The sequence below is a fragment of the Dactylosporangium sp. CA-139066 genome, assembly GCF_050936175.1.
Taxonomy (GTDB): Bacteria; Actinomycetota; Actinomycetes; order Mycobacteriales; family Micromonosporaceae; genus Dactylosporangium.
The window spans coordinates 8,084,365-8,109,163 of record NZ_JBNJNH010000001.1; the positions used below are offsets into that span (position 1 = coordinate 8,084,365).

Sequence of the window (24,799 nt, forward strand, 5' to 3'; positions counted from 1 at the left end):
GAACTCTTCATGTTTCTCGATGGATTGGGGAGCCCGCCAGTGTCCGTGATCCGCCGTGCCGCGCTGGTCGTCACCATGGTCGCCACCAGCGCACTCGTGGCGCCCGCCCCGCCCGCTGCCGCCGCCCTCCCCACCGCCGCCGTCGCCCTGGGCGACAGCTTCATCAGCGGCGAGGGGGCCGGGAACTACCAGCCCGTCGTCGACGCCAACGGGGTGGCACAGTCCTTCCCCGGCTGGTCGGCGCCGAACAGCAACGCGTTCTTCTGCCACCGCTCCGCCAGCGCCTCGCTGCTGCAGGCGTCGCTGCCCGGCATCCAGGACCGCTACAACCTGGCCTGCTCGGGCGGGCGCCCGGCCGACTTCGCCAGTCCGTCGTCCGCCCGTGCCAAGGGCCGCACGGTCGCCGCCCAGCTCGACCAGCTCCGCGCCGTGGCCCAGACCCACGACATCGACCTCGTGCTGGTCGGCCTGGGCTCGAACAACAGCTCGTTCACGTTCGGCGACGTCGCGGAGAAGTGCGCCAACCGCTTCATCGCCGATGCGTGGACCGGGTGGTGGGAATTCTGGGCATACCTCAACGGCCCCGTCCCGCAGTCCCCGTGCGCGGCCGCCGACCTCGCCACCGCGGCCCAGTTCCAGGCGGCGACGGCCGAGACGGTCGCCGCGGTACGCCAGCTGCTCACCACCCTCGACCAGGTCGACGCCGACCACCAGCACCGCGTGGTGTTCCAGGACTACACCAACCCGCTGCCGGCCGACCTCGACCCGTCCTACTGGGAGGCCGACGGCCGCCAGGACGACCGCGACAAGTTCCGCGAACTCGGCGCCGTCCGCTACGCCGCCGGATGCCCCATCCACCGCGCCAGCCTGGCCGCCGGCCAGCTGTTCTCGCAGGGCCTCGGCACCCTCGTGCAGAACGTCCGCAACACCGTCGCCGCCGAGTTCCCGAACGACGACCTGGTGTTCCTCGACGTCCAGCACGCCTTCGACGGCGCCCGCCTGTGCGAGCACCCGGGCAGCCCCGCCAACGCCCTGGCCACGCCGATCCGCCTGCAGGACGGCCCGAGCGGCACCTTCGTGACGAGCCTGTCGGGCAAGGACAAGATCGACATCCAGCGGATCGCGAACACCTGCGCCTCGTACTTCCAGACCTGCCAGGAGTCGTGGCACCCCACCGCCGCCGGCCAGGCGGTGCTGGCCCGCTGCCTCGCGGCCGCCGCCACCACGGCGGCCCGGGCCGTCACGTGCTCGCGGCAGCCGGACGGCAGCATCACCACCGCCTAGCCGGGCCCGGATGCGCTGGGCCGGCCAACGCCACGAGCCCGGCGGAGGGGCCGCTGCTCGGCACCATGCGTGCGGCGCAGATGCCTGCGGGGCGCGCCTGGGTGATCTCGCAGGCCGGCTGCACGAGCCGCCGCTCGTGCAGCCGGCCTGCCTGCCGCCGCCTACCAGCCCCTGATCCGCTCCCACACCGCGGCAACGCCGCGGCCGTCGGGCGCGATGAGGTGGTACCGGTCGTGCTGGGCCGCGGTCGCGCACGCGTGGTTCGGAAGGACCCGCAGGCGCGTGCCGACGGGGAGGCCCGGCAGCGGCCGGTCGCTGCCCGGCCGCATCGACAGGATCCCGTGCTCCTGGCTCGCGTCGGTCATGAGCAGGTCCTCGTGCGGCGCCCCGGACAGGTCGGTGACCAGGCCGTAGCCCTGGTCGACGCGCTGGCGGGCCGTGCCCCGGTCCCGCGAGGTCGCCATCCAGCCGCCGTCGGTGAGGATCCAGCCCTTGTCGGGCCGGTGCCCGATGACCGTCACGACGACGCTGAGCGCGAGGTCGCCGACGCCGCACACCCCGATGCCGGCCATGACGAGGTCGAAGAAGACGTAGTTGCCGGCGCGGACCTCGGTGACGCCGGTGAGGTCCGCGGCGAAGTGCGCGGTCGGCGTCGACCCGACGCTGACGACCGGCGCCGCGAAGCCCGCGGCCCGCAGCGCCCCGGCGGCCCCGACGGCCGCCAGCCGCTCCCGCTCGGCCGCGGCGCGCAGCGCGTCGTCGCCGTCGGCGAAGTACGACTCCCCGGCGTGCACGAGCACCCCGCGGACGTCCCGCAACGCGCCGGCGACGGCGAGCAGTTCGGGGCCGTCGGGCGCGACGCCGCCGCGGTGGCCGTCGCAGTCGACCTCGATGAGCGCCGGAATGCCGCGCTCGGCCACGGCGGCGGCCTGCTCGACGCTGTCGAGGAGCACGACGAGGTCGACCCCGCGCTCGCGCAGCGCGGCGACCCGGGCCAGCTTGCCGGGCGCGATGCCGACGGCGTAGACGATGTCGCGGTACCCGGCGCCGGCGAACGCCTCGGCCTCGGCGAGCGTGGAGACGGTGACCGGCCCGGGCTCGCGCCCCTGCACCAGCCGCGCGACCTCGACCGACTTGGCCGTCTTGACGTGCAGCCGCAGCGTGGTCGCCCCGAGCCGGTGGCGCAGCCGGGCGGCGTTGGCGGCGACGATCGCGGGGTCCAGGGCCAGGAACGGGGTCTGCGGATCTTCGAGGTTCACCGCGCCACGATATCGGCGTCCCCGGGCCACGGGTCGGTGACCGCGTGCAGCAGGCGGGCGATGGCCGCCGGATCGCCGACGACCGCGACGGCGCCGTCGGCGGCCGCGGCGGGGAGCGCGGCCGGGTCGGTGAGCAGGCCGCTGAGCGTCGCGGGGTCCGTGCGCAGCGAGACGTCCGCCGCCGCCGGTTCGCCGGCCCGCACCTGAGCCCGTCCGTCGGCCAGGTGGACCGTCCAGGCCCGGCCGTCGAGCTCGAGCCGGCACGTCATCGGCGGCGCCGCGGGGTCGGGGCGCGCGGCGCCCTGCAGGAAGATCAGCACGGAGGTGGCGCTGAGCGCGGCCGGCGGCGGGGGCTGCGGCGCGTCGATGCCCCAGTCGCCCAGGGCCAGCAGGATCGGTTCCAGCTTCCGGCCCCATTCGGTCAGCTCGTAGGCCTGCGGGCCCGGCGCCGGCGCGGCCCCGCGGCGGATCACCCCGTTGTGCTCGAGCTCCCGGAGCCGGTCGGCCAGCAGGTTGGAGCTGATGTGGGGCAGCGCGTGGCGCAGCTCCGAGAAGCGCTGCGGCGCGAAGAGCAGCTCGCGGGCGACCAGCAGGGCCCACCGCTCCCCGACGACGTCGAGGGCCCGGGCGATCCCGCACGAGTCCCGATAGCTACGGCTGGTCGGCATGTGGCGATCCTAAACCCTTATGGCAGATGATTGTTTTTCACAACTATACGTGGTTGCATATCCCCATGAGTGGACTGCTGCTTGAGGACAGGACCGCGGTGATCTATGGGGGCGGGGGCGCCATCGGTGGTGCCGTCGCCCGGGTGTTCGCCCGCGAAGGGGCGCGCGTCTTCATCGCCGGGCGGACACAGGCGAGGCTCGACGCCGTGGCCCGCGACATCGCCGCCGCGGGCGGCAAGGTCGAGACCGCGCAGGTCGACGCCTTCGATCAGGAGGCGGTCGAACGGCACGCCGACGCAGTGGCGGCGACGACCGGGCGCATCGACGTCGCCCTCAACGCCGTGAGCGTCATGCACGACCAGGGGACGCTGCTGGCGGACCTCTCGCTCGAGGAGTTCATGCGGCCGATCGACGGGTTTCTGCGGACCCTGTTCATCACGAGCAAGGCCGTAGCCCGGCACATGGGCCGGGAGCGCCCCGGCGTCATCCTCAACCTGTCCGAGCCGGGCGCCCGGCTGGCCGTCGGCGGCATCCTGGGGCACGGGGTGAGCGCGGCCGGCAAGGAGGCCTTCTCGCGGCTGCTGGCCGCGGAGCTGGCGCCCGGCAACGTCCGGGTCGTCGGCATCCGCCCGCACGCCGTGCTGGACGGGCCGGCCGCGGGCTCCTACACCGGCGAGCTCTTCCGGCCGGTCGCGCAGGCGGGCGGGCAGTCGGTCCAGGAGTTCCTCGAGGGCGGCCTGGCCCAGGGAACGCTGCTGAAGCGACTGCCCACGCTCGCCGAGATCGCCGAGACGGCCGCGTTCCTGGCCTCGGACCGCGCCGCCGCCATCACGGCAACGGTGGTCAACCTGTCCGCCGGCGCCCTCGTGGACTGAGGGCGGGGGGTGGCGCGGTTTGGGGATACGCGGCCGCAGGCGGCCGCCTATTGTTCAGCACGAACACCCACCGCGACATTCCGAGGGACGGACACGATGAGCGACTACGACGACGGCGGCCACCTCGACCCCGGCTACACGGGCAACGACCAGCCCGACCAGCTCGACCCGGGTTACACCGGCAACGACCAGCCCGACGTCTTCGGCGGCCACGACTTCGGTCACTTCGAGGCGGGCCAGGAGCACAGCGCGCTGGACCAGGTGCACGCGGACCACGGCTCGGAGTCGGACTTCGGCCAGCAGTTCGGCGTCTTCGAGCACGACCACGCGCAGGCCGAGACGAGCGCGCTCGAGCACGGGCAGCACGTCGAGTACAGCGCCGGCTACGACGAGGGCGAGCAGCCGTCGTTCACGGGTGGGGACATCGACGACCTGCACGCCCGCCTGAGCGGCCTCGGCGGCGAGGACAACGGCGGCGAGGCCCACCTCGGCGTCGCCTCCAGCTGACGCACGCCCCGAAACCCGGCCGTGGTCGACCGACCGCGGCCGGGTCAGACCTGGACGGGGTCAGACCTGGACCGGCTCGCCCGTGTCCAGGTCGACCACCGAGATGGCCTCCATCGGGCACGACGCGACCGCATCCAGGACGGCGTCGTCCGGCTCGATGTCCGACGGGGTCGGGTGTGAGCGGCCCTCGAAGTCGTCGATCTCGAAGCGCTCGGGGGCGAGGCCCACGCAGCTGCCCGAGCTGATGCACCTGTCGTTCACGGTGATCCGCCACATGGCGTCCAACCTATCGAAAGGCGCCTACCCGAAGAAGTCCTCGTCGCCCTCGTCGAAGAACGCCTCCTCGATCAGCTCGCCGGCGACCATGCCGCCGACGACACCCGCGGCGCCCGCCGCCACGGCGGTGCCGATGCCGGGGCCGCGGCGGTGGCCCGGGTAGCCGTATTCGGGGCCGGGGGCGCCGTAGACGGCGACGTGGCGATCCGTGGCCTCGCGAATCCAGCCGTCCACCACGCGGGTCCAGTCGGGGCGCCCGGCGTCGTCGTGGGCGATGGCGAAGCGGCTGTACGCATCGTGGCCGCGGCGCTTGTCGAGCTCCAGGACGACCTCGACGCCGCGCGGGTCGGCGACGAACGTGAGCTCGACCTCGTTGACGCGGCCCGCATACTGCGGGGCCGGCCAGAACTCGATCTCCTGGAACACGGGCAGCTGCTGCGGCAGGCCGTGGATCACGCCCGGCTCGACGTCGGCCGACTTGAACCGGAAGCCCAGCTCGGAGAGCGCGTCGAGGATCCTCTGCTGCGCCGGCAGCGGCTCGATCCCGACCGGGTCCAGGTCGCCCCTGTCGCGCCCGCCCGTCACCTCGAGCTCGGTGCGCACGCCCATCACCATGCCTGTCAGCGGGCGGCCGTAGACGGTGGTGATCGGGGTCTCCCACGGGACCGGCAGGCGCAACGGCACGGCGAGGTCCTCGCCGGCGGCGACGCGGAGGCGCTCGGCCGCCGGGAAGGTCACGAGCTGCTGGTCGCCGGCCGACTTGACCCGGGTGATCAGGGAGACCAGCACGCGGTCGATCTGCGCCTCGCGGTCGCCGCCGCGGATGTGGACCTGACCCTCGACGAAGCCGCCGGGACGGGCGACCGGGTGGTCGAGCACCGTGTCGACGCTCGGGCCGCCCACGCCGAGGGCGGCCAGCATCCTCTTGAACACCATGGCCGGGAATCTAGCACGTGGAACTGTATGGTTTCTAAATCAGCGCGCGGAGCAGGATGATCGCCAGGAAGACCACGATGAACGCGAGGTCGAGCGAGACGCCGCCCAGGCGCAGCGGCGGGAGCGCCCGCCGCACCGGGGCGAGCACCGGCTCGGTGATCCGCCAGACGCCGGCGGTCAGGCGGGAGCGGACCGAGCCCGTGGACGACGGGCCGGCGAGCACGGCGCTCCAGTCGAGGACGGCCCGCAGGACGAGCAGCAGCTGGAAGACGAGCAGCGCCAGGCTGATGATGCCGAGAAGAAGACCCACATGGGCAACTGTGCGCCGGGATGCTGTGAGCCCGCTGTGTGCCGGGTGCGGGCGGGCTGGGTCAAGAAATCGGCAAGAGACCGAGATTTTGACAGCGATCGTTGAAAGTTCTGGATGCCCACCGTAGCCTGGTGGTCGCTCCACGTCGGGTGTGATCCAGAGGATCGGTGAGCCGTGGACAGACAGGTCATCCCGTTCAGCACCGGACACGCCGCCGAGGGGCCGCTCATCTGGGCACAGGTGGCGATCTGGGACGTGTTCCGCTGGCTGCCGCCGGGCGACACCAGCCTCAACCTGCTCGTCACGTGCCCCGTGCCGCCCGGCCGCGACCTGGCGGGCACGCGCGACGCCCTGCGGCGCCTGGTCGAGCGGCACGACTCGCTCCACACGGTGTACGCCGACACGCCCGACGGCCCGCGCCAGCGCGTCGTGCCCGAGGGCGAGATCCCGCTGTGGGTGTACGAGCTGGACGACCTCGGCGACGTCGGGCTGGACGAGGCCGTGGCCGAGTTCGGCGAGGCGCTGCGCCGGCCGTGGTTCGACATCGGCGCCGACCTGCCGCTGCGCGCCGCCGTGCTGTTACGCGGCGGCGAGCCGCTGACGGTGCTGCTCGCCGCGAGCCACATGGCCGTCGACGGCTGGAGCCTCAACATCGTCCGCGCGGACCTGGCCAACCTGCTCGCCGACCCGCCGCTGGTGACGGAGCCCGGGCAGCAGCCGCTCGCCCGCGGGGAGTACGAGCGCTCGGACATCGGCCGCCGCCGCGAGGCCAAGGCCCTGGCCTTCTGGGCCCGCCACCTCGAGACGCTCCCGTCGAGCATGCTCGAGCGCGTCAGCGACGACCCGCCCAACCTCGACTGGGGCCTCATCCAGTCCCCCGCCCTGGCCCTGGCCGCGAACGCCCTCGCCGCCCGTCACGGCGTGCCCGCGGCGACGGCCCTGCTGGGCGGCACGACGCTGCAGCTGGCGGCCTACACCGGCGAGGACGACGCCGCGCTGCGCATGATCGTGTCGACCCGCTTCCGCCCGGCCAGCCGGGGCGTGGTCGCCGCGTTCAACGAGAACGCCCTCTTCCGCCTGCCGTGCCCGCCGGACCTGCGCCGCACCGAGACGCTCGACGCCTTCCTGCGCCGCAGCGCCGACGCCGCCCTCGCCGCGTACGCGCACTGCGAGTACGCCCCGCGCGCCCTGGACACCCTGATCGCCGAGGTGGCCGAGCGCCGCGGCATCACCACCGACGGGTACTGCTTCTTCAACGACACCCGGTTCGCGCTGCTCGACGCCGAGGCTCCGGCGGCGGTACCGCAGGAGGACCTCGCCGCCCGCATCGCCGAACTGCAGCCGGCCACGAAGCTGCGCTCCCCGGTCATCGACCGCCTCCCGAAGCACGCGAACTTCTTCATGTTCCTGATGGACCTGGGGGAGACGGCCGAGATCATGCTGTGCGTGGAGCACGGCTTCTTCGGCCGCCGCGGCCCGCTGGGCTTCCTGTCCGACCTGGAGCGGCTGATCGTCCGCGCCGCCCTGAACGAATCCGCGACAACGGGCAGCCTCTACGCCGCCGTGCGCTGACGCGCCCCGCGCGCTGGCACCGCGGCTCGCGGTGCCGGCCGGGCACGGCGCGATGCCCGCATCGTCGCCCGCCGCGATGAGGCGGCGATCGCGCCCCGCGCGCTGGCACCGCGGCTCGCGGTGCCGGCCGGGCACGGCGCGGCGGGCGAGCCCCTCGGGCCCGCCCGCCGGTCACGCCACGCTCAGGACCTGCGGCCGTGCAGGGCGGCGGCGCGGCCCACGCAGACCGCGGCCGCCGTCGTGAGCACGGTGCGCACCGCGTTCGCCGTCCGCCAGCGCCGCTCGAAGCGGGCCCGCGCCGCCGAGACGTCGGCGGTACGGGCCAGCCCCGCGTTCAGCGGCAGGTTGACCGCGCCGGTCACGACCACCGCGGCACCGTAGAGCGCCGCGCCGGCCGCCGCCCAGCGGGCCGCCCGGCGCTCGCCGTTGCGGTGCAGCAGCACGGCCGCGGTGGCCGGGGCGGCCAGGGCGCCGGTGAACACCAGGCCGAACAGCGGGTTCTCGATCGAACGGTTGATCGAGCGCATCGACTCGGTGAACGTGCGGTCGTCTTTGCCGGCCAGCGCCGGCATCACCGCGGCGTCGAAGGCGAAGAACAGTCCGGCCATCACGCCGGTGCCGGCACCGGCCAGACCGAGCGCCGCGCCCGCCGCGCCGGAGGGGGACGATGATGCAGCGGACACGGGTGTACCTCCAGAATCGGCGAAACCTAGACGAGTGACTTCAGGTCGTTGACGCGGTCGGTGCGCTCCCACGTGATGCCCGGCAGCTCCCGGCCGAAGTGCCCATAGGCCGCAGTCTGCCGGTACACCGGCTTCAGCAGCTCCAGATCCCGGATAATCGCGGCCGGGCGCAGGTCGAAGACCTCGTTGACGGCCTTCTCGATGCGCTCGACCGGCACCGTCTCGGTGCCGAACGTCTCCACGAACAGCGAGACCGGGTGGGCCTTGCCGATGGCGTAGGCGACCTGGACCTCGCAGCGCTCGGCCAGGCCGGCGGCCACGACGTTCTTGGCGACCCAGCGCATCGCGTAGGCGGCCGAGCGGTCGACCTTCGACGGGTCCTTGCCGGAGAAGGCACCGCCGCCGTGGCGGGCGTAGCCGCCGTAGGTGTCAACGATGATCTTGCGGCCGGTGAGGCCGGCGTCGCCCATCGGGCCGCCGACCTCGAAGCGCCCGGTCGGGTTGACCAGCAGCCGGAAGTCCTTCGTGTCGAGCTCCAGCGCCTCCAGCTCCGGGCCGACGACGTGCTCGCGCAGGTCGGGGACGAGCAGCGACTCCAGCGAGATGCCGGCCGCGTGCTGGGACGAGATGACGACGGTGTCCAGGCGGGCCGGGCGCAGCCCGTCGTACTCGATGGTGATCTGCGTCTTGCCGTCCGGGCGCAGGTACGGCACCGTGCCGTCCTTGCGCACCGCGGCGAGCCGGCGGGCCAGCCGGTGGGCCAGCGCGATCGGCAGCGGCATGAGCTCCGGGGTCTCGCTGCACGCGAAGCCGAACATCATGCCCTGGTCGCCGGCGCCCTGCAGGTCCAGCTCGTCGACCTGGGCGCCCTCGCGCACCTCGATCGCGGAGTCGACGCCCTGGGCGATGTCGGGCGACTGCGCGTCGATGGAGACGCTGACGCCGCAGGACGCGCCGTCGAAGCCCTTGTGCGAGGAGTCGTAGCCGATGCCGAGCACGGTCTCGCGGACCAGCCCGGGGATGTCGGCGTAGGCGGCGGTGGTCACCTCGCCGGCGATGTGGACCTGGCCGGTGGTGATGAGGGTCTCGACGGCGACCCGGCTGCGCGGGTCCTGCTCCAGCAGCGCGTCGAGCACGGAGTCGCTGATCTGGTCGGCGATCTTGTCCGGGTGCCCCTCGGTGACGGACTCGGATGTGAACAGTCGGCGTGGCACGGCGGGTGTCCCCTCTACGGATGGTGGTGGTGGGTGAGGCTGACCTGCTGGCCCGGGTCGATCACGACGACCTGGCCCATCATGCCGTTGTCCTCGTGCTTGAACAGGTGGCAGTGGTACATGTACGCCGTGGTCGGATCGGCATAGTCGGTGAAGCGCACCAGCAGCTCGATCCGGTCACCGGGGCGCAGGTTCACGGTGTCCTTCCAGCCCGACAACGGCGGCGGCGGGGCGCGGCCGTTGAGCGCCGCCACCTGGAACCGCGTGCCGTGCAGGTGGAAGTTGTGCTGCATGAAGTCGTCGTTGTGGATCGTCCAGCGCTCGGTGACGTCTCGGGTGGCCACGACGTCGACGCGGTCCATGGCCATCTTCTGGCCGTTGATGGCCCGGTTGGCGAGCTCGAACGTGCGCGGGACCGCGCCGGCGGGGTCCAGCCGGGCGACGTCGGCGAGGTGGGCCGGGACGGGACGGGACGGGCTCAGCGCCGCGGCCGCGCGCAGCTGCAGCACGTCGAAGCGGTCGCCGCCGCCCTGGAACTGCCGCACGACGGTGCCGCCGTCCGGGTTCGGGGGCAGGCTGCGCAGCACGACGCGCTCGCCGGGCTTCATCGCCACGATGATCTCGGCCCGCTCGCCGGTCGACACCTCGATGCGGTCGGTGCGGTACGGCGCGGCCAGCAGCCCCCCGTCGGTGCCGACGAGGTCGAAGGAGCGCCCGTCGGAGAAGGCGAAGAGGTAGCTGCGCGCCGTGGACGCGTTGAGCAGCCGCAGCCGCACCAGCGACGAGGTCACGTCGAGGAACGGGCCCTCGGTGCCGTTGACGAGCAGCGTGTCGCCGAGGATGCCGAGCGTGCCGCCGAGCGGGTTGGGCACGCCGAAGTTCCCGTTGTCCTCGAACCCCTTGTCCTGCACGATGACCGGGAGGTCGTCGACGCCGTACTGCGACGGCAGATCGGCCGCCGGGCCGCTGCCGTCGACGATGACCATGCCGGCCAGTCCCTTGTAGACCTGCTCCTCCGTGCGGCCGTCGGGGTGGGGGTGGTACCACAGCGTCGCCGCCGGCTGGTTCACCGTCCACGCCGCCGTGCCGGTGCCGCCGGGCCTGATCGGGTTGGCCGGCCCGCCGTCGGCGCCGGCCGGCAGGTGCATGCCGTGCCAGTGCACGGTGGTCGCGTCGGGCAGGCCGTTGTGCACGTCGACCCGGACCTTCTCGCCCTGCTTGACGCGCAGCGTCGGGCCCAGGTAGGCGCCGTTGTACCCCCACGTGGCCGTCCGCCCGTGCCCGAAGTCGCTGACCCCGGGCCGGGCGTCGAGGGCGAACCGGCGCACCCCGCCGCCATCGACAGTGGACTCGGCGAGCGGCGGTACACGCAGCGGGTGCTCGAAGCCGACCCGCCCGATGGTGTCGACGGACGGGCGCAGGACGAGCCAGCCGCCGTAGCCGAGTCCCCCGGCGACGAGGCCGAGGACCACGGCGAGCAGCACCCGCAGCGGGCGCAGCGCGTTCATCCCGGTACCGCCGTCATTGCGGTACCGCCGAGGGAGCCGCCTCGCGCAGGTCGGCCACGACGGCGGCGGCGAAGTCCGGCGGCGCGTCGCGGAGGTAGAAGTGGTCGCCGCGGAACACCCGCAGCCGGAACGCGCCGGTGGTGGCGAGCTGCCAGCCGGCGACGTCGTCCGGCGCCGCGATCGGGTCGCGGTCGCCGGCGTAGGCGTAGATCGGGTGGTCCAACGGCCGCCCGCCGGTGGGCAGGTACGTGTCGTTGATCCGGTAGTCGGCCCGCAGGCTGGGCAGCAGCGCCTCGAGCGCGCGGGTGTGCCGCAGCGACTTCGCCGGCAGCCCGCCGAGGCTCGACACCTCGGCCAGCATCTCGTCGTCGCTGAGCAGGTGGGAGAACGGCGGCGGCACCGGCGAGTGCGGCGCCCGGCGCCCGGAGACGACCAGGCATCGCGGCTGGGGCAGGCCGAGGCTGCGCAGCCGGTGCGCGGTCTCGAACGCGACGGCGGCGCCGAGGCTGTGCCCGAAGAAGGCGAACGGGCGGTCCAGCATCGGCGCCAGGGCGCCGGTCAGGTCGTCGACCAGCGGCTCCATCCGGTTGTACGGCGGCTCCAGCAGCCGCCCGTCGCGGCCGGGCAGCACGATCGCGCACACCTCGACCACGCCGGGCGCCAGGCGCTGGCGCCACAGGTTGTAGAACCGGCTCCCGCCGCCGGCGTGGGGGAAGCAGAACAGCCGCAAGGGCCGCTCCCCCACGCCGTCGGACTGGTCGGCCGACAGGCCGCTGAACCAGGGCGAGGTCATGCCCGGCTCACCCTGCCTGGTACGCCGGGGCGTGCAGCTCGGCGACCGCGCGGGCGACGACGGTCGGCACCTCGATGGGCAGCATGTGCCCGGCGGCGGGGAGCCGCTCGTAGCGGGCGCGCGGCATGGCCGCCGCGATCGCCTCGCCGAGCGCCGGGTCGACGACCTTGTCGCCGGCGCCCGAGAGCACGACGGCCGGCACGGTCACCGCGGCCAGGCCCTCGCGCAGGTCCATGTCCTTGCTGGCCCGGAAGGCGGCCTCGCGGACCTTCCGCGGCACGGTCGCGAACAGGCGCCGGTTGGTCTCCTGCTCCTGCGCCGGGACGGCCGGTCCCAGGGTGTGCCGCAGCATGCCCCGGCCGACCGGGCCGCGGCCCAGGGCCCAGCTGAACACCGGGTTGCCCATCATCCTGGCCTCGCCGTCGCCGACGTACTGGCCGTGGGCGGCGGTGCCGAGCAGGACCAGCCCGCACAGCCGGCCGGCCGGGTCGGCCGCGTCGGCGATGGCGAAGGCCAGCGCGGCGAAGCCGCCGCCGGAGTGCCCGACGACGATGACCGGCCCGTCGGCCGTGCCGGCGACCGCGGCCAGGTCGCGGCCGACCCGCTCGACGGTGAACGGGTCCGAGCCGATCGTGGAGCCCTGGTGGCCGCGCTGGTCGTAGGTGAGGACCGGGAAGCCGTCGGCGACGAGCCGGGTGACGACGGCGTCCCAGGTCGGGCGGCCGGCGCCCCAGCCGTGCGCGAGCACGACGGTCGGGGTGCCGGGGGCGACCGCGGCCGGGGTGTGCGCGGTGACGGCCAGCCGGGCGCCGTCGTCGGTGCGCACCTGCAGCTCGACCGGCGCCGGGGTGGCCGGCGCGCCGCCGCGCAGCTGCTCGTCGAGGCGCTCGAACGCGGCCTTGGTCGCGTTGGTGTGCTCCTTGGCGATGTCGGCCAGCTTGGAGAGGATCTTGGCCGGGCCCTGCGGGTCGGCCAGGAAGTGCATCTGCAGCCGGGTCCGGCCGCCGTCCAACGGCTCCAGCCGGTAGGTGCTGACGCCGCTGAAGGCGCCGCCGACGTAGTCGGCGACGAGCAGCCGGCCCGGCTCCACGATGCGGGTGCGGGCGATGAACTGCAGCTTCGGGCCGCCCTTGTCGACGCCCTTCGGGTGCACGGTCACCTCGACCGTGCCGCCCCGGCGGTCCGGCGAGCCGGCCGTGGTCCGGAACGTGTTGGCCGGCACCCACCACTTCCGGGCACCCTGGAACTCGGCGATGAGCGCGTCCCAGACCCGCTCGGGCGACGCGCCGATGACCGCGTCGTTGACGATGTCGTAGCGATGCATGACAACTCCTCAGGGAGAAGAAACCGCGAGCGGCGCCGAGCGCCGTGTCAGGCGAAGAAGCCCTGACCGGGGGTGAGGATCCCGTCCGGGTCGAAGCGCTGCTTGGCCAGCCGGACGATCGGCCACTGCGGGCCGAAGTGCCGGCGCCAGTCGGCCCCGGTCATGTTCGGCACGGCGCCGACCAGGTAGCGCTTGGCGCCGAGCGAGACGCCGAGGTCGTACAGGCGCCGGTTCTGGCTGAGCATCCGCGGGATGTCGCCGGTCTGGTCCGGGCCGGGGAAGCGCAGCAGGTCGAACAGGTAGGTGACCGGGTCGCCGCTGCCCGGCAGCATGAACATGGGCCGGGTCAGCCGCCGGGTCGGGAACGGGTAGAGACCCGTGAAGCCGCCGCCGAGGTCGGCCGCGGTGAGCTCGGCGATGACGGCGCGCACGAACGGGCGCACCGACGCGGCCGGGAACACCATGCTGAGCCACGGCTTGGCCTGGGGCCAGTAGCCGCCGTCCTTGAGGAACGCCTCCCACCCGTCGGCCCGGAAGATCCACTCCCGGTAGGTGGAGTCGGCGACCTCGAGGGAGGCGCGGTCGTCGCGCAGGCCGGCCAGCAGCCGGGCCTGGTCGGGCGCCGCCGGGCCGTCGTAGTAGGAGACGGCCTCGATCTTGTACCGCCACCCGCTGCCGTCGGCCGTGGGGACGATGCCGCCCTCCTGGTGCTCGAACCGGGCTTCGCGCATGACCCGCTCGGCGTCGGCCATGTAGGTGGCCAGATCGTCGTAGTACAGGTTCAGGTTGAGCGCGCGGGCCTTGGCCGGCACCAGCTTGATCTTGGCGCGGGTGATGATGCCGTACTGCCCGCCGCCGGCCAGCACCGCGTTGAACACGTCGGAGCGGCTGGTCGCCGAGGCGGTGACCAGCTCGCCGGTGCCCAGGATCACGTCGACCTCGAGGACGGTGTCGCAGAGCAGGCCGTAGCGCTGCACCGTGCCGCCCGCGCCGCCGACCGAGATCACGCCGCCGATGGAGAGGTTGAGGTAGTCGGTCAGCGCCGCCGGCGTCTGCCCGGTCGCCAGGGCCGCGTCGGCCAGCTGGGCCCAGGTGACGCCGGCGTCGACGACCGCGGATCCGGTGTCGATGCGGTGGATGGTGTGCCGCGAGCGCGAGTCGATCGCGATGCCGCCGGGCACGAGGGCCTGGCCGTAGTTCGAGTGCGACTCCAGGTCGGTGCCGGTGCCGCTCTGGCCGTTCACGGCCACCGGCAGCTTCAGCCGCCGGGCGTAGCGGATGATCTTCACGATGTCGGCGTCCGAGCCGGGCCGGAGCACGGCGCGCGGGGCGCCGCCGGCCAGCTCGCCGAAGTCGTGCGAGAAGCCGGCCAGCACCGACGGCGCCGTCTCCAGCGTGCCGTCGAGGGCCGGGACCGGGACGGTGCCGGCCGGGGCGGCGGCCGCCGCGGTGACCCAGCCGCCGGCCTGGCTGAACCCGACGACGACCGCGGACGCGGCCGCGCCCTTGAACAGTGCGCGACGCGACGTCGTCATCGCGCTCACGCTGCCCGGGCCGGCACGCCGGCGCCGGTGGCCACCGTGACCTGGTAGGACTCGAGGTCGAACTTCTTGGTCAGGCCGCGGAAGCGCCAGGTGTACGTCGGCCAGATCGACGAGTTGCGGCCGTTGGCGTCGAGGTACCAGCTGGCGCAGCTGCCGGCGTTCCAGACCGTGCCGTGCAGCAGGCCGGCCAGCCGCTCGTTGTACGCCGCCTGGGCCTCCGGCCGCACCTCGACGCTGGTCAGTCCGCGCTTGTCCATCTGGCGCACCGCGTCGATGATGTAGGCCAGCTGGGCCTCGATCATGACGGTCTGCGACGAGTGGCCGAGCGTGGTGTTCGGGCCGAGCATCATGAACAGGTTCGGGAAGCCGGCGATGGTGGTACCGCGGTGCCCGGCCATGCCGTCGCTCCACGCGTCGGCCAGGCTCACGCCGCCGCGGCCGTAGACGCGCTCGGCGATCGGGCGCGAGGTGGCCCGGAAGCCGGTGCCCAGGATGATGGCGTCGACCGGGCGCTCCCGGCCGTTGCTGTCGACGACGCCGGTCGGGGTGACGCGGCTGATGCCGTCGCTGACGATGTCCACGTTGGCCGAGGTGATGGCCGGGTACCACGTGTTGCTGAACAGCAGCCGCTTGCACCCGACGGCGTAGTCCGGGGTCAGCCGGGCGCGCAGCTGCTCGTCGGCGACGCTCTTCTTCAGGTGCTTGGCGGCCATGCCCTGGATGCTCTGGCTGGCCTTCTTCGGGTCGCTCATGAAGAACGCGACGATCTCGCGGCCCCACATGTTGAAGTTGCGCCGGAACTTCTGGTAGCCCGGCACGTGCTTGCGCACCCAGATGTGCGAGGCGCCGATGTTCTTGTTCGGCTTCGGCCCGACCCACGGGGGCGTGCGCTGGTAGAGGTCCAGGTGGCCGACCTCGGGCTGGATCGCCGGGACGAACTGGATCGCCGAGGCGCCCGAGCCGATGACCGCGACCCGCTTGCCCTTGAGCTCGAAGTCGTGGTCCCAGTTGGCCGAGTGGAACATCGCGCCCTCGAACGACGACAGGCCCTCGATGTCCGGGATGGACGGGTCGCTGAGGTAGCCGGTGCCGGTCACCAGGACGTTCGCGGTGTAGTCGCCCTGGCTGGTGTGCAGGCGCCACACCTTGGCGGCCTCGTCCCAGCGGGCCCCGAGCAGTTCGTGGTGGAAGCGGATGAACGGGCGGATGCCGTACCGCTCGGTGCACCACTTGAGGTACTCGAGGACCTCGTCGCGCTTGGCGAAGGTGGTCTTCCACTCGGCGCGCGGGGCGAACGAGTAGGAGTACAGCAGCGCCATGACATCGCAGGCGCAGCCCGGGTAGGTGTTGTCCCGCCAGGTGCCGCCGATCTCGCCGGCGCGCTCGAAGAGCAGGAAGTCGTCGGAGCCCTGCTGGCGCAGGCGGATGGCCAGGCCGAGGCCGGAGAAGCCGGTCCCGATGATGGCGACCTTCACGTGGCGTCCGGGGCCGCCGCTGCCGCCCGGACCGCCGGAACCGACCTCGGCCGGAGTCTCAACAGTGCTGGTCATTGCGGGTTCCCCTCTAGCGCCGGGTGAGCACGACGCGGAAGTTGTTGAAGTACTTGTCCTCGAGCGTGTAGGCGAAGATGTCGAGGTAGCGCTCGAAGCGGGCGACCACGGTCTCGCCCTCCAGGGCCACGGCCTCGTCCCGGCGCTCGGCCAGGTACTGCAGCCACACCCGGCAGGCGTCGGCGAACGACAGCTGCTCGTTCTTGATCTCGTTGACCTCGAACAGGCCCTCGGCGCCGGCGGTGAGCTCCGACAGGTGCGGGATGTGGCAGCCGGCGAACTCCTCGCGCTGCAGGAACTTCAGGTCGTCCAGCAGCTGGCGGTTCAGCGGCAGGCGCTCGGCGGTCATCGTGTGCAGCACGAAGCCGGCGCCGGGCTTGAGCAGCGAGTGCACCCGCTCGAAGAAGAACTGGTAGCGCTTGGTGCGCTCCTTCGGCGGCAGGCTGGAGAGCACGAAGTGCTCGAGCGCGTTGATGCAGAACGCGCCGTCGTAGGGCTGGTCGGTGGTGTGGTCCTCCCACGACTCGACCCGCGCCTCGATCGCCGGGTTGTTCAGCGTCTCGATCCAGTCGACCTGCGTGCGGCTGAGGGTGAGACCGACGCCCGCCTTGGCGCCGTGCACGCGGGTGGCCCGGTCGAGCATCGTGCCCCAGCCGCAGCCGATGTCCAGCACGCGGTCGGCGCCCTTGACCCGGGCCAGCTCGATGAAGGCGTCGAGCTTGCGGTACTGCCCCTCGTCGTGCGCGGCGTAGCGGTCCTCGCCGTCGCTCCAGTACCCGCCCGAGTACATCATCGTCGGGCCGAGCACGATCCGGTAGAACGCGTTGCTCACTTCGTAGTGGTGGCGGATCGCCCCGACCTCGGGGTTCACCGGACCGGCCAGGACCGTCGTCATCGCGGACCTCCCTTGTCGCTTTCTGCGGCTGATTGCATGGCGGCACTTCTATGGCTGCGAGGTGTGAGGTAACCGGTTCGCCGCAACAGCCGCGCAACGGCGACGAGGCCGCGGCGCGCCCCGCGCCGGCGGCACACGGCCCCCGGCCTGCGGCCCGTTCTCCCGCAACACGGCGGCGGCCCAGGTCAACGCCATATCGACGGACGTTGCGGCCCCGTTGCGCCGCACACCGTTTGCTACGAGCCAGGCAGAACCGTGGAGATGACAGGAGCCAAGCAGATGGACATGCCCACCGTCGAAGAGCTCGCCGACCAGCTGCGCGAGGTTTCGGGTGCCGCCGCCGTCGACCCCGACGCCCCGATCCAGCACATCGCCGACGTCGACTCGCTGGACCTCATGGAGTGGCTGTACGGGTTCCAGAACAAGTACCCGCACATCCCGGCGGACGAGTCGCTGTTCAAGGACATCGACGACACCACCACCATGCGGGTCGTGCACGGTCGCATCGCGGCGCTGGTGAGCGAGCCGGCGGCGTCGTGAGCGCCTTCGGCATCACCGGCTGGGGAACCGCCGTCCCGGAACAGGTGCTGGCCAGCTCCGAGCTGGCCGGCCTCCTGGGCGTGGACGAGGACTGGATCGTCAGCCGGTGCGGCATCCGCGAGCGGCGCATCGTGTCGCCCGGGCAGACCACGGCGAGCCTCGCGGTGGACGCCGGGCGGGCGGCGATCGCGCGGGCCGGGCTGACCCCGGCCGACATCGCGCACCTGGTCGTGGCGACCGCGACGCCGGAGCAGCCGTCGCCGGCGACCTCCGCGTTCGTGGCCCACGACCTGGGCCTCAAGGCCAGCGCGCACGACGTGAACGCCGAGTGCTCGGGCTTCGTCTACGCGCTGCTGCACGCGGTGGCGCTGATGCAGCTCGACCCGCGGCCGATGCTGGTCGTGGGCTCCGACACGCACAGCCTCTCGGTCGACCCTGCCGACCGGGACCTGCGGATCCTCGTCGGCGACGGCGCGGCCGCGGTCGTGCTGACGCCGGAGCCGCGCGACAAGCTGCTCGCCTTCGACCTCGGCGCGGACGGCGCGTGCACCGGCAGCCTCAAGGTGCTCGCCGGCGGCAGCCGGATGCCGACCACCGTGGAGACGGCCGAGCAGGGCCTGCACTACGCGCGGATCAACGGCAACGAGATCTACCTCAACGCCGTGCGCTTCACCGTGCGGACCGTGCGGGCGACGCTGGAGAAGGCCGGGGTGAAGGTCGGCGACGTGGACCACGTCGTGCCGCACCAGGCCAACATCCGGATCATCAACTCGGTGCTCAACCACGCCGGGATCGACCCGGAGCGGCTGGTCACCAACCTGGATCGATACGGCAACACCGCCTCCGCGTCCATCCCGCTGGCGCTGTCCGAGGCGCTGGACGCGGGCCGCATCAAGCAGGGCGACCTCGTGCTGCTGGCCGGCTTCGGCGCCGGCATGACGTGGGGCTCGATGCTGATCGAGTGGGGGGCCGACCGATGACCGACACCGTTGGCCGCCCCCGGCCGGCCTCGCCCGTCGCGCTGGTCACCGGCGCGTCGGGCGGGCTCGGCCAGGCCCTGGCGATCGAGCTCGACGCCCTCGGGTGCCGCGTCGCGGTGCACTACAACAGCTCGGCCGAGGGCGCCGAGGCCGTGCGGGCCAAGCTGCACAACGACGCGATCGTCGTCACCGGCGACGTCGCGTCCTGGGAGGCGGTCCAGGCGATGAACGCCGAGATCGAGTCCCGGCTCGGCCCGGTCGACGTCCTGGTGAACAACGGCGCGATCCGGCGCGACTCGCTGATGGCCATGCAGTCCCCGGCGGACTGGCGGGCGGTCATCGAGACCAACCTCATCGGCACGTTCCACACGAGCCGGGCCGCCGTGCCCGGCATGCTGCGCCGCCGCTGGGGCCGGATCGTCAACATCGTCTCGCCGTCCGGGCTCATCGCCACGGCCGGGCAGACCGCGTACTCGGCCTCCAAGGCCGGGGTGATCGGGCTGACCCGGACGCTGGCGGCCGAGTGCGGCCGGCGCGGCGTGACCGTCAACGCACTGTCCCCCGGCTTCATGATCACGGGGATGACGCAGGACCTGTCGGACGCCGTCACCGAGGGGATCCGGTCCAAGACGCCGATCCCGCGGTTCGGCCGGACCGAGGAGGTCGCCCGGGCGATGGGCCTGTTCCTGGACGGCGACTTCATTACCGGCCAGGTGCTGAGCATTGACGGCGGCGTTTCCATTACCTGAATTTGATTCACGATGTTTTCATCGGCATCAGGGGCTGCAGATGCGGGGCGATTGGCGCAAGAGTCGGCCGATCGCCCCATGCCGTTTTCAAACCGTCACCTGAATCCAAGAGTGCCGAAAGATTTTGCTCGCGCGCAAATAGCGATGGCGTGATAGCTTCGCGGGTGACCCCGATAAGATCGCCCGGACGCCTCCGGCCGCCCGTTTGGCGCCAAATGACCTCTGCATTGGCAACGCTTCTGCTCGCCGAGTTCGACGACCGATTCCAAATTACGGAAACCGACCTGGCTCGCGACATCGCGCTCGGTGCCGACGGCTTCGACGTCCACCTCGAGGAGCGGGGCGGTGTGCGGACGCTGCGTGCACTGTTCGACGGCGGCTTCGACGCCGCCCGCGCCGCGATCGACATGGTCGTCGCCCTGGACGACGGCACCGATGGCGCCGCCGCACCGCGCGCCGAGGGCGACGACGCCCGGCGCTGGGGCATGCGGATCGTGCTGTGCACGGCCGGCGAAGGACCGGCCGGCCCGGCCCGGGCCGCGCAGCTGCTGGCCCGCGCCGCGCGCGGGCAGATCCTGATGGCCGCGGCCACCGCGATCCTCGTCGGCGCCACCCTCCCCCGCGACGCCGACCTGCTCTACCACGGCGTGTGGACGCCCGACCGGGACAAGCCGCCCGAGCGAGTCTACGAGCTCTGCCTGGCCCGCGAGGACGACGACAGCGACGCGCCGTCGAACCTGCAGTGGGCCCGCCGCGCCGCCGAGGCCGTCGAGGCCGACTCGGCCGGCACCGCGCCGCACCGCCGCGACCTGCTGCGCATCTGGCGGCACAGCGCCGCCGGGCACCTGCGGATGGTCCTCGTCGGCGGGGGCAGCGGGGCCGCCCGCACGGCCATCGGGGCGGACCTGGCGCTGCGGGCGCACGCCGCCGGGGCGCTGGTGCTGTACGGCCGCTGGGACCGCCAGCACCCGGACGAGTACGGCGCGCTGCGCGAGGCGTTCGGCTCCTACGCCGGCGGATGCGCGGTCGAGCGATTACGGTCCTATCTGGACGGTCACGTCGAGGAGATCGTCCGGCTGCTGCCCGAGGTCGGCGCCCGCATCGGCGTGGCCCGCTCCGGGCCCCCGGTCGAGGTGGCCTGGCCCTGGGACTCCGCCGCCAGCCGCACCGACGAGGCCCTGGGCACCTGGCTGTCCCGCATCGCCGCCCGCCGCCCCACGCTGCTGGTCCTCGACGAGCTGCAATGGGCCGACCCGGCATCGGTGCAGGTGCTCGCCCACCTCTGGCACGCCTGCGTGCAGCGGCCGGTGACCGTGCTCATGACCACGTCCGGCGAGGGCGACGCCTCCGGCGCGATCGCCGAGCGGCTGGCCGGCTCCGCGACCTCCGCCGGCAGCACGGCGATCGACCGCATTCAACTGTAAAAGCGATTACCTACAGCGTGTAGGTCGAGTTCCGCCGCACGCCGATTCGCCGCTGCGGGGCGAATTGCCGAGTTGCACGGATTGCCGGTTTGCCGTTATCGGCGCCATTGGGGCGAATTGCCGAATTCCGTGCGCTACGCCAGGGCCGCACGGGGGGTTCCGAGGCTGGTGAGGACGCGGCTCGCCTCGGCCCGCAATGCCGCCGCCCACCGGTTGTCCCCGGCCCGGGCCCGCCCCTGCAGGGCCTCGGCCAGCGACTGCTGGGCCAGCGCGATCCACGGCCGGGCCCGGAACTCGCCGAGCTGCGACAGGGCCGCGGTGAGGTAGCGCTCGGCGGCCGGCCAGTCCCCGAGGGTGACCGAGAGCCGCCCCAGGTGGAACGCGACCGGGCCGGCGAAGCTGCGGTACCCGACGCCGCAGTAGAGGTCGGCGTAGGGCAGCAGCAGCGCCCGGGTCGCCTCGGCGGTGTTGGCGTCGCCGAGCTCGTGCACGGCCATCGCCAGCACGCCGGCCTGGTGCAGGAACATGTCCCCGGCCGCGAGGGGCTCGACGCCCGTGGCAAGGGAGCGCAGCCGCAGGGCGGCCGCGCCGCGCTCGCCGCGGGCCAGCGCCGCCAGCGCCTCCTCGACCGGGTCGTCCCCGCCGCCGTCGGCCTCGCCGAGCGCCCCGAGCGGGCCGTACTGCCCGTACGCCACTTCGCCGTAGGGGTCGAACGCCGGCGGCCGGGCGGGCGAGTCCAGCGCGAGCACGCGCATGCTCCGCCCCTCCGGCGGCAGCACGAGCCACTGCGCCGCGAACAGCTGCCGGCCGGCCAGCACGCCCGGCGTCGGCGAGATGCCCAGCGGCAGCGGGCCGTACACGGGCCCGGCGGCCCGGGCGACCAGCGTCGCGGTGAGCATGGCGTCGGAGAGCCGGCCCTGGGTCAGCGCGACCGCCACGGCGTGCTCGGTCAGCAGCATGTCGGCGAGGCGCTCGTCCTGCGCCCCGCCGGCCTCGCCCGCGCTGGCCAGGCTCTGCAGCGCCTCGCCGCGCACCGGCAGGTCGCCGAGCGTCTGCGCGGCCATCGCCCGGTGGTGCGCGGCCAGCAGCTGCCAGCGGTGGTCGCCGACCACGCCCGCCAGCGCGAGCACGTCGCCGGAGAGGGCCAGCCGCCGGCGTACCTCCTCGGGGCTCTCCAGCGCCCGCAGCTGCCGGCCGAGCGCGTCCAGGCCGGCGCTCGCCGCCGGGCCGCGCGCGACCGGGGCGCCGAGGCGGGCCTGCCGGGCCAGCAGCCGGCCGATGGTGGCGTCGTCGACCGCGGCCAGCGGCCGGGACCGATCGCGGCGCCCGGCCCAGTCCCCGTCGCCGCGCTCGTCCAGGGCCGGGGCGAACTCGGCGCCGGACGCCGGCCCGTCCCAGCGGTGCACGACCCGGCGGACCAGGGTGCCGATCAGCGCCTCGGCCTCGCCGCGCAGCGCCGGGCGCAGCTGCACCGCGTCGGCCAGGCCGAGCGCGGCCTGCGCGGCCACGGTGAACCGGCCGTGGTGCATGGCCCGCAGCGCGCCGTCCAGCAGCGTCTCCTCGCAGCCGGCCTCGCCGGCCGCGAGCTGGGCCAGGCCCAGGTTGGTCAGCGCCTCGGCACGCACCTCCTCGTCGCCGGGCGGCACGTGCTCCAGCGCCAGCCGGTGCAGCCGGACCGCGTCGGTGGCCGCGCCCTCGGCGGTGGCCCGGGCCGCCGCCCGCCAGCTCCAGCGCACCGCGCGCTGGTCGCCGTGGGGCGTGGCGCCGGCCGCGCGGTGGTGGGCCAGGATGCGGCTGTACCGCCCGAGCTGCCCGGCCCGGTGCGTCTCGATCGCGTCGGCCAGGCGGGTGTGCAGCCAGCGCCGGCGCGCGTCGTTGAGCCGCTCGTAGACCGAGCGGCGCAGCAGGTCGTAGGCGAAGCGGTAGCGGCCGGCCCGCCCGCCGTCGCCGGTGCGCGCGTGCGCCTCGACGATCATGCCCAGGCCCATGAGGACGTCGAGGGAGTCCATGGACCGGCCCGCGTCGAGCTCGGCCGCCTCGGCGACCAGCTCCAGCTCGAACGAGCGGCCCGCGACCGCGGCCGTGCGCAGCAGCTGCATCGGCGCCGGGTCCAGCCTGGCCAGGCGGGCCGAGACGTAGTCGTGGATCGCCGGCGGCAGCTTGTCGCCGTCCCGGTCGCGGTGCCAGCGCAGCAGCTCCAGCATCAGGTAGGGGTTGCCCGCGGTGTCGGCCATGAGCCGGTGCGGGGCCGGCAGCCGGGCCGCCGAGCGGTCGGGGGCGAGGCGGCGCACCAGCGCCAGGGCGGCGTCCTCGTCGAGGCCGCCGAGCGCCAGCCGGCGGACCCGGCGGTCGTCGTGCTCCAGGTCGCGCAGGGCCGCGGCCACGGCGCCGGCGCAGTCGGCACCCGGGTCGAACGTGCCGAGCACGAGCAGGCGGGAGTCGCGGCGGTACCGCAGCAGGTGCCGCAGCAGCAGGAGCGTGTCGTCGCCGGCGGCGTCGAGGTCGTCGGTGATGAGCAGCACCGGGCGCTGGGCGGCCAGCCCGGCCAGCACGTCGCCGAGCGCGGCGAGCAGCTCGGCCCGGCGCCCGGGCCCCTCGGCCGGCGGGGCGAGCCGGTCCAGCACGCGCCGGGCGGCCGCGGCCAGCTCGGCCGGGACGTCGGCCAGCAGGTCGGTGAGCGCGGCGGCGACCGGCTGGAAGAGCACCGGGCTGTCGCGGTCGCAGCGGCCGTAGAGCACGACGCCGCCGTCCAGGCTGATCTGCCGGGCGGCGACGGTGACCAGGCGGGTCTTGCCGACCCCGGCCGGGCCGGCGACGAGCACCAGCGCGCTTTCGCCGCGCTCGGCCCGGCTCCACGCGTCCTCGATCGCCTCCAGCTCGGCGCCGCGGCCGACGAACGGCACGGCCGGGCCGCGGGCCGCCGCCGGCGAGCCGCCGGAGCGGGCGGCCGGGCGGGGCTCGGGGCCGCTGAGCAGCTCGAGGTAGGCCGCCTGGGTCTCCGGCGCCGGGTCGACGCCGAGCTCGTCGGCGAGCGCCTGGCGCAGGTGGTTGTAGGAGCGCAGCGCCTCGGCCCGGTTGCCGCCGGCGACGTGGGCGGCCATCCGGCAGCGGTGCGCGCTCTCGCGCAGCGGCGCCAGCCGGACCGCCTCCTCGGCGCAGTAGAGCGCGGTGCGGGCGTCGCCGAGGGCCGAGCCGGCCAGGCTTGCGGTCTCCAGCGCCTGGACCAGCAGGCCGTCGAGGCGCTCGCGGACGCCGGCCACCCACTCGCCCTCGTGCTCGGGCAGGAACTGCCCGCGCAGGCACTCGATCGCCGCGGCGGCCCGCCGCTGGGCCTCGGCGTAGCCGCCGCCCGCGAACGCCTGGGCGGCGCCGTGCACGTCGGCCTCGGCCCGCTCCACGTCGACGACCACGTCGTCGGGCAGGCGCAGCAGGTAGCGGCCGCCCTGGGAGACGAGCCCGGCGCTGCCGCCGTCCTCGGCGCCGGCCGCGAACGCGCGGACCCGGCTCACGACGCTGCGCAGCGCGGAGGCCCAGGTGTCCGGCGGGCCGTCCGGCCACACCGTGTCGGCGAGCTGGTCGCGGCTGGTGCCGTTGACCCGCTCCAGGGTGAGCCGGGCGAACGCGACCTGGGCCTGCGCGCTGGACAGGGACCGGGTCGGCCGGTCGGACTCCTCGATCGTGATCAGTCCGCACAGCTTGATCAACAACGTCCGGCCACCCCGCATCCGTCACGTATTGAAGCTCGACTATAAGCGTTCATCGCCGCGTTTCGTCAAGAAAGCGCAGATGGATTCCGGGCGTCCAATTCGCGGCGGGTGCCGCCGTTTGCCGTTCTATCGACGGAGCGCAACAGATGCGCATCGCCCCGGCCCCGCGGCCGACCGGCCGGACGGCCCCGGCCGGGTGAC

Annotated in this window: 22 protein-coding genes; 8 read left to right on the plus strand and 14 right to left on the minus strand. The window is 73.8% G+C overall.

Features of this window, described 5'->3' with window-relative positions:
* The first annotated feature begins 75 nt into the window (after positions 1–75).
* Positions 76–1,284, plus strand: a complete 1,209-nt coding sequence (locus ACQEVU_RS36915; protein WP_433335224.1) for an SGNH/GDSL hydrolase family protein — start codon at positions 76–78, stop codon at positions 1,282–1,284.
* A 161-nt stretch (positions 1,285–1,445) separates the two neighbouring features.
* On the opposite strand, the gene ACQEVU_RS36920 is transcribed toward ACQEVU_RS36915, so the two are convergent.
* The gene (locus ACQEVU_RS36920) at positions 1,446–2,543 is read right to left on the minus strand and encodes an alanine racemase (protein WP_433331954.1); all 1,098 of its coding nucleotides are present in this window, start codon (positions 2,541–2,543) and stop codon (positions 1,446–1,448) included.
* Positions 2,540–3,211: a winged helix-turn-helix transcriptional regulator gene (locus tag ACQEVU_RS36925; protein ID WP_433331956.1), complete on the minus strand. Its 672-nt coding sequence runs from the start codon at positions 3,209–3,211 to the stop codon at positions 2,540–2,542. Before ACQEVU_RS36925 ends, ACQEVU_RS36920 begins: the two co-directional genes overlap by 4 nt.
* Before the next feature lie 65 nt (positions 3,212–3,276).
* Here ACQEVU_RS36925 and ACQEVU_RS36930 point away from each other — a divergent pair, with 65 nt between their 5' ends.
* Both ACQEVU_RS36930 and ACQEVU_RS36935 read left to right on the plus strand, forming a co-directional pair.
* Positions 3,277–4,086, plus strand: coding sequence for an SDR family NAD(P)-dependent oxidoreductase (locus tag ACQEVU_RS36930; protein ID WP_433331958.1), 810 nt, complete (start codon positions 3,277–3,279; stop codon positions 4,084–4,086).
* Positions 4,087–4,182: 96 nt separating this feature from the next.
* Positions 4,183–4,593, plus strand: a complete 411-nt coding sequence (locus ACQEVU_RS36935; RefSeq protein WP_433331960.1) for a hypothetical protein — start codon at positions 4,183–4,185, stop codon at positions 4,591–4,593.
* A gap of 60 nt (positions 4,594–4,653) precedes the next feature.
* On the opposite strand, the gene ACQEVU_RS36940 is transcribed toward ACQEVU_RS36935, so the two are convergent.
* The 3 genes from ACQEVU_RS36940 to ACQEVU_RS36950 are packed head-to-tail and all read right to left on the minus strand — an operon-like array spanning position 4,654 to position 6,115.
* Positions 4,654–4,869, minus strand: coding sequence for a ferredoxin (locus ACQEVU_RS36940; RefSeq protein ID WP_433331962.1), 216 nt, complete (start codon positions 4,867–4,869; stop codon positions 4,654–4,656).
* A 24-nt stretch (positions 4,870–4,893) separates the two neighbouring features.
* Positions 4,894–5,805, minus strand: a complete 912-nt coding sequence (locus ACQEVU_RS36945; RefSeq protein ID WP_433331964.1) for a sporulation protein — start codon at positions 5,803–5,805, stop codon at positions 4,894–4,896.
* Between the two features lie 34 nt (positions 5,806–5,839).
* The gene (locus ACQEVU_RS36950) at positions 5,840–6,115 is read right to left on the minus strand and encodes a YggT family protein (protein ID WP_433331966.1); all 276 of its coding nucleotides are present in this window, start codon (positions 6,113–6,115) and stop codon (positions 5,840–5,842) included.
* A gap of 174 nt (positions 6,116–6,289) precedes the next feature.
* Between ACQEVU_RS36950 and ACQEVU_RS36955 the strand changes: the two genes are divergently transcribed.
* Positions 6,290–7,687 (plus strand): condensation domain-containing protein, encoded by a 1,398-nt coding sequence (locus ACQEVU_RS36955; protein ID WP_433331968.1) that lies wholly within the window; start codon positions 6,290–6,292, stop codon positions 7,685–7,687.
* 182 nt (positions 7,688–7,869) lie between these two features.
* Here the strand turns inward: ACQEVU_RS36955 and ACQEVU_RS36960 are convergent, their stop codons facing one another.
* The 8 genes from ACQEVU_RS36960 to ACQEVU_RS36995 are packed head-to-tail and all read right to left on the minus strand — an operon-like array spanning position 7,870 to position 17,198.
* Positions 7,870–8,370, minus strand: coding sequence for a DUF1772 domain-containing protein (locus ACQEVU_RS36960; RefSeq protein WP_433331970.1), 501 nt, complete (start codon positions 8,368–8,370; stop codon positions 7,870–7,872).
* 26 nt (positions 8,371–8,396) lie between these two features.
* The gene (gene metK, locus ACQEVU_RS36965; RefSeq protein ID WP_433331972.1) at positions 8,397–9,584 is read right to left on the minus strand and encodes a methionine adenosyltransferase; all 1,188 of its coding nucleotides are present in this window, start codon (positions 9,582–9,584) and stop codon (positions 8,397–8,399) included.
* A 14-nt stretch (positions 9,585–9,598) separates the two neighbouring features.
* A complete protein-coding gene (locus tag ACQEVU_RS36970; protein WP_433331974.1) occupies positions 9,599–11,092 on the minus strand; it encodes a multicopper oxidase family protein in 1,494 nt (497 codons plus the stop codon).
* Positions 11,093–11,105: 13 nt separating this feature from the next.
* Positions 11,106–11,885: a thioesterase II family protein gene (locus tag ACQEVU_RS36975; protein ID WP_433331976.1), complete on the minus strand. Its 780-nt coding sequence runs from the start codon at positions 11,883–11,885 to the stop codon at positions 11,106–11,108.
* A gap of 7 nt (positions 11,886–11,892) precedes the next feature.
* Entirely contained in the window at positions 11,893–13,209 is a 1,317-nt protein-coding gene (locus tag ACQEVU_RS36980) for an alpha/beta fold hydrolase (protein WP_433331978.1), read from the minus strand.
* 47 nt (positions 13,210–13,256) lie between these two features.
* Entirely contained in the window at positions 13,257–14,744 is a 1,488-nt protein-coding gene (locus ACQEVU_RS36985) for an FAD-binding protein (protein WP_433331980.1), read from the minus strand.
* 5 nt (positions 14,745–14,749) lie between these two features.
* Positions 14,750–16,303, minus strand: coding sequence for a flavin-containing monooxygenase (locus ACQEVU_RS36990; RefSeq protein WP_433331982.1), 1,554 nt, complete (start codon positions 16,301–16,303; stop codon positions 14,750–14,752).
* A gap of 13 nt (positions 16,304–16,316) precedes the next feature.
* Entirely contained in the window at positions 16,317–17,198 is an 882-nt protein-coding gene (locus ACQEVU_RS36995; RefSeq protein WP_433331984.1) for a class I SAM-dependent methyltransferase, read from the minus strand.
* A gap of 285 nt (positions 17,199–17,483) precedes the next feature.
* Here ACQEVU_RS36995 and ACQEVU_RS37000 point away from each other — a divergent pair, with 285 nt between their 5' ends.
* The 4 genes from ACQEVU_RS37000 (at position 17,484) to ACQEVU_RS37015 (ending at position 20,891) form a co-directional block, all read left to right on the plus strand.
* Positions 17,484–17,738, plus strand: a complete 255-nt coding sequence (locus ACQEVU_RS37000) for a hypothetical protein (RefSeq protein ID WP_433087364.1) — start codon at positions 17,484–17,486, stop codon at positions 17,736–17,738.
* Positions 17,735–18,718: a 3-oxoacyl-ACP synthase III family protein gene (locus ACQEVU_RS37005; RefSeq protein WP_433331986.1), complete on the plus strand. Its 984-nt coding sequence runs from the start codon at positions 17,735–17,737 to the stop codon at positions 18,716–18,718. Before ACQEVU_RS37000 ends, ACQEVU_RS37005 begins: the two co-directional genes overlap by 4 nt.
* On the plus strand, positions 18,715–19,467 hold the full coding sequence (locus ACQEVU_RS37010) for a 3-oxoacyl-ACP reductase family protein (RefSeq protein ID WP_433331988.1): 753 nt from the start codon (positions 18,715–18,717) through the stop codon (positions 19,465–19,467). The genes ACQEVU_RS37005 and ACQEVU_RS37010 overlap by 4 nt, the downstream gene beginning before the upstream one ends.
* Before the next feature lie 227 nt (positions 19,468–19,694).
* Positions 19,695–20,891 carry an AAA family ATPase gene (locus tag ACQEVU_RS37015; protein WP_433331990.1) on the plus strand — a complete coding sequence of 399 codons (1,197 nt, stop codon included), beginning with the start codon at positions 19,695–19,697 and terminating at the stop codon, positions 20,889–20,891.
* Between the two features lie 134 nt (positions 20,892–21,025).
* Here the strand turns inward: ACQEVU_RS37015 and ACQEVU_RS37020 are convergent, their stop codons facing one another.
* Entirely contained in the window at positions 21,026–24,598 is a 3,573-nt protein-coding gene (locus tag ACQEVU_RS37020) for an ATP-binding protein (RefSeq protein ID WP_433331992.1), read from the minus strand.
* Positions 24,599–24,799: the final 201 nt, after the last annotated feature.

Coding starts and splice junctions, on each gene's coding strand:
- ACQEVU_RS36915 (WP_433335224.1), top strand. CDS start 76: ATGGTCGCCACCAGCGCACTCGTGGCGCCCGCCCCGCCCGCTGCCGCC.
- ACQEVU_RS36925 (WP_433331956.1), bottom strand. CDS start 3,211: ATGCCGACCAGCCGTAGCTATCGGGACTCGTGCGGGATCGCCCGGGCC.
- ACQEVU_RS36930 (WP_433331958.1), top strand. CDS start 3,277: ATGAGTGGACTGCTGCTTGAGGACAGGACCGCGGTGATCTATGGGGGC.
- ACQEVU_RS36935 (WP_433331960.1), top strand. CDS start 4,183: ATGAGCGACTACGACGACGGCGGCCACCTCGACCCCGGCTACACGGGC.
- ACQEVU_RS36940 (WP_433331962.1), bottom strand. CDS start 4,869: ATGTGGCGGATCACCGTGAACGACAGGTGCATCAGCTCGGGCAGCTGC.
- ACQEVU_RS36945 (WP_433331964.1), bottom strand. CDS start 5,805: ATGGTGTTCAAGAGGATGCTGGCCGCCCTCGGCGTGGGCGGCCCGAGC.
- ACQEVU_RS36970 (WP_433331974.1), bottom strand. CDS start 11,092: ATGAACGCGCTGCGCCCGCTGCGGGTGCTGCTCGCCGTGGTCCTCGGC.
- ACQEVU_RS36975 (WP_433331976.1), bottom strand. CDS start 11,885: ATGACCTCGCCCTGGTTCAGCGGCCTGTCGGCCGACCAGTCCGACGGC.
- ACQEVU_RS36980 (WP_433331978.1), bottom strand. CDS start 13,209: ATGCATCGCTACGACATCGTCAACGACGCGGTCATCGGCGCGTCGCCC.
- ACQEVU_RS36985 (WP_433331980.1), bottom strand. CDS start 14,744: ATGACGACGTCGCGTCGCGCACTGTTCAAGGGCGCGGCCGCGTCCGCG.
- ACQEVU_RS36990 (WP_433331982.1), bottom strand. CDS start 16,303: ATGACCAGCACTGTTGAGACTCCGGCCGAGGTCGGTTCCGGCGGTCCG.
- ACQEVU_RS36995 (WP_433331984.1), bottom strand. CDS start 17,198: ATGACGACGGTCCTGGCCGGTCCGGTGAACCCCGAGGTCGGGGCGATC.
- ACQEVU_RS37000 (WP_433087364.1), top strand. CDS start 17,484: ATGCCCACCGTCGAAGAGCTCGCCGACCAGCTGCGCGAGGTTTCGGGT.
- ACQEVU_RS37010 (WP_433331988.1), top strand. CDS start 18,715: ATGACCGACACCGTTGGCCGCCCCCGGCCGGCCTCGCCCGTCGCGCTG.